Raw genomic sequence first — 3,169 nt, 5'->3', positions numbered from 1 at the left:
GCTGCAGCCCAAGCAAAGCTGGCCATCTCTGCAAGGCCATCGCCGTCCTTCAGAACCACCGCGTTGCTCAGGCCGCCTGAGATGACAAAGACTCACGGTAGGTGTGCGAGGTCGTCAGCCCGAGTGGGTGGTGTCTTATCGAGTGGGTGGTGTCTTATCGAGTGGGGATCCGCGAGCTTGTTGTACGGCTCGTCTTAGGACGAACAGGGCTGAGCGGGTTCGGGAACTACGCCGCTCTGCGGAAACGCAAACCGCCGAGCGAGTGCGACCATCCTTCGGGCCATAGAGGTGCGGCGAAAAGGACTTTGGATCCTGCGAGGTGCCGCAATAGGTTTGTGCACCATGCACCTGTTGACCGTAGACCAGGTCGAGTCCTTCGAGGCCGATCTCGGAGTTCCACTGCCATGGGCCTACCGAGATCACCTTCTACGGGTGGGCGTCGGAGCGGGGCCGTACTACGGGCTCTTTGGGCCAGCGGAGGTGCTCGCCATGAGCCACGACCCAGCTGGGATGTTCCCTTTCACCCGGCAGGACGCTAAGCGGATCTACGCCGACTGGTTGGCCTGGACGCAGTCCCCTGACCCTCAGGGCGGAGGGCCGAGCGTACGCGCGATGAACGTCGGCGGCTGCATCCTCATCTGCGATCAGGGCCACGACGGCTATACCGCGCTGGTCACGACGGGTGAACTCCTCGGGACCGTCTGGGACTTCTGGGCTGAAAGTGGCCACTGGCGGCCCGCAGGACCCGCGTACCGCGACAGCCCACACGACCTCGGGCCGTTTCCCACGTTTTCTGCCTGGTATCACCCCCCACAGACAGGTACGCCCGGCATTCCTCGTATGAGCTGACAGCACAGAGCGTCGTTCCTGCTGCGGCACGTCCCATCATCACTAGTTTCCTGTGACATAAACCGATCACCAGGTTGGGTAAGGGCTTCAGGCTGCGGGTGCCAAGAGTCGGCCGCCCCAGCGGATGCCCTTCTCGCTGCGGACGCGGGCGCGTACGCGACGTTGGGCGGCCAGCACGTCAAGGTGGCGGGCGTGGGCGTTGCGCCAGCGCAGGTAAGCCTGCAGGGCCCGGGTCTGGACGGGTGTGGTTGGGATGGCCGGAGTTAGCCAGCGTGAACTGGCGCAGCGGCCCGAAATGCGCCTCGATCGGGTTGGCCCAGGACACATACGTCGGCGTGAACAGCAGCTCGACTTTGTGCTTCTTCGCCCACGCCAGGATGCGCTGGCTCTTGTGCGCCGACAGGTTGTCCAGGATCACGTAGATCGGGGCGCCGTCCGGGCGGGCAGCGCGGATCGACTTGAGCGCGGCCCAGGTGTGAACGCCTGCCCTTGCGTCGATGGTTGACGCCTCACAGCAGGTCGTCGCCGACGGAGTAGCAGCCGTGGAAGTAGGTGACGCCCTGGGTGCGGCGGTAGGTGGCCGGCAGCCGGTCCGGCTTACCCGCGGGTGCCCACCCTGACCCGGTGTAGGCCGGATGCCGAGCGGTCCGAACTCGTCGAAGGCGAAGGGGCGCTCAGGCCGCTCGGTCAGGGCGTACTCGATTCGCTCCAGCTTGGCCTCAAAGTCGGGGTCCGGAGCCTCTTTCCAGGTCTTGGTGCGTTGGAAGGTGATCCCCCGGCGGGCCAGCAGCGTGCGTAACGCCTCCCGGCCAAGGGTGAGGGCGCGGCCGGTAAGGCGGTGCAGGTAGTCCAGGAGTTTCCAGCTCGACCAGCGGGTGAACGGCTGGCCGAGCTGGGCGGGTCGGGTGGCGGCCGTCTGGGCGACGAAGTCTTCGTCGTCAGGACTGAGCAGGCGGGGACGACCTCCCGCCCACCGAGGGTCCAGGCAGGCCAGCCCGATCTCGTTGAAGCGATGGATCACATCGCGCACGATGTCCTCATCGACCTGCACCAGCCGGGCGATGACCAGCACAGTGTCGCCGCCGGCCGAGGCCAGCAGGATCATCGCCCGCCGATAGCGCACTGTGCTCATCGTGCCGCGCCGCACGATCCGCTGCAGCTTCTGCCCCTCTGAGTCCGTGAGCCTGCGGACCTTGACCGGTTGCGTCACCTGGCCTCCTGAATGCCGATCGCGCGTGATCAGCACCATCCAACCGGCAGGACCGTCCTACGTGCCAACCTGGCGATCGTTTCGGTCACAGCACTAGCAGGCCGGTGCCGATCGCCTTTCTGGTGGCCTCGTCCGGTGTGATGACCACCGCCTGAGCGGCGCCGAACCTGGAGCGTTGGTGCTCGACAGTCTCCACCGGGCCGCCGGCGCGCGTCACCGGTGCCAGAGCCACCACATGGCTGCAGCCCTTGGCCAGGTCCAGGTTGAGCGGTGAGCGTATCCCACCGTCCATGTAGCGGCGCCCACCCATGGTGATCGGCGGGCGCACCGGGGCTGAAGCAACTGGCCGCGACCGCCCTGACCAGGTCAGGCCCCGAGGCGGCGTCGAACACCGCAAACTCGCCGGAAGCGGTGTCCACGGCGGTGATCAGCAGTGCCCGCGAGCGGGCCACTCTGTCGCCTTCCCAAGCCATCCCGCTACAGTGCGCAGCCGCACCTCCTCCGAAGGGGTTTTGGCATTCAGCGCCGTCCGGCCTATGCGCTTCCTGAACGCCTGCGCGTCCGTACCCGAGCGCATCGACGCCCAGATGAGCTTGAGCAGGGCTTTCTCGGTGCCTCGAGCAGCTGTCCCGCCCGCGACGGACGCGAGCCGGGCCTCAAAGCATTGCCGGCAATCGAGCCCGCACGCCAGCTGCGCGCCGACGACCGCGCCCGCTGAGGTGCCGATCACCACGTCGGCGGAGGAGAGATCGACGCCGTGCTCGGCCAGACCCGCCAGCATGCCCAGTTCCAGGCGATCCCCGTGAGACCGCCTCCGCCAAGTACCAATGCCCGCCGCATGCCCCCATTCTTCATGACTAATGCCGGGCTGATCATCTCTGCACGTTTACTTGCACGTGGCTCTGCAGGTGAGCATGGCGCGGGACACTGGGCATTCCCCCTTGAACGAGGACACCTCGGAGACTGGATCTTGAGATTCAGGGGAAGAGATGTCACTGATGGTGATGAAGAACTCCCCGCCCGAGTTCAAGGCCGACGCGGTGGCGTTGGTGTTGTCGAGGCCGGACCGGACGATCACGTCGATCGCGAGGGACCTCGGAGTCAGCCGCG

General features: G+C 66.3%; 4 protein-coding genes. 1 reads left to right on the top strand and 3 read right to left on the bottom strand.

Annotated elements, in window-relative coordinates:
* Positions 1-342 precede the first annotated feature (342 nt).
* Positions 343-849 carry an SMI1/KNR4 family protein gene (locus B0I32_RS62050; protein ID WP_106253673.1) on the top strand — a complete coding sequence of 169 codons (507 nt, stop codon included), beginning with the start codon at positions 343-345 and terminating at the stop codon, positions 847-849.
* Between the two features lie 178 nt (positions 850-1,027).
* On the opposite strand, the gene B0I32_RS56095 is transcribed toward B0I32_RS62050, so the two are convergent.
* The 3 genes from B0I32_RS56095 to B0I32_RS56085 form a co-directional block, all read right to left on the bottom strand.
* Positions 1,028-2,098 (bottom strand): IS630 family transposase, encoded by a 1,071-nt coding sequence (locus B0I32_RS56095; RefSeq protein WP_245956738.1) that lies wholly within the window; start codon positions 2,096-2,098, stop codon positions 1,028-1,030.
* Between the two features lie 46 nt (positions 2,099-2,144).
* Positions 2,145-2,351, bottom strand: a complete 207-nt coding sequence (locus tag B0I32_RS56090; RefSeq protein WP_181308976.1) for a hypothetical protein — start codon at positions 2,349-2,351, stop codon at positions 2,145-2,147.
* A gap of 135 nt (positions 2,352-2,486) precedes the next feature.
* Positions 2,487-2,840 (bottom strand): patatin-like phospholipase family protein, encoded by a 354-nt coding sequence (locus B0I32_RS56085; RefSeq protein ID WP_106253670.1) that lies wholly within the window; start codon positions 2,838-2,840, stop codon positions 2,487-2,489.
* Positions 2,841-3,169: the final 329 nt, after the last annotated feature.

Origin of the sequence: Nonomuraea fuscirosea (genome assembly GCF_003001935.1) — a bacterium.
GTDB lineage: Bacteria > Actinomycetota > Actinomycetes > Streptosporangiales > Streptosporangiaceae > Nonomuraea > Nonomuraea fuscirosea.
The sequence above is the reverse complement of the archived record's forward strand: the minus strand, read 5'-3'. Positions and strand labels throughout refer to the sequence as shown.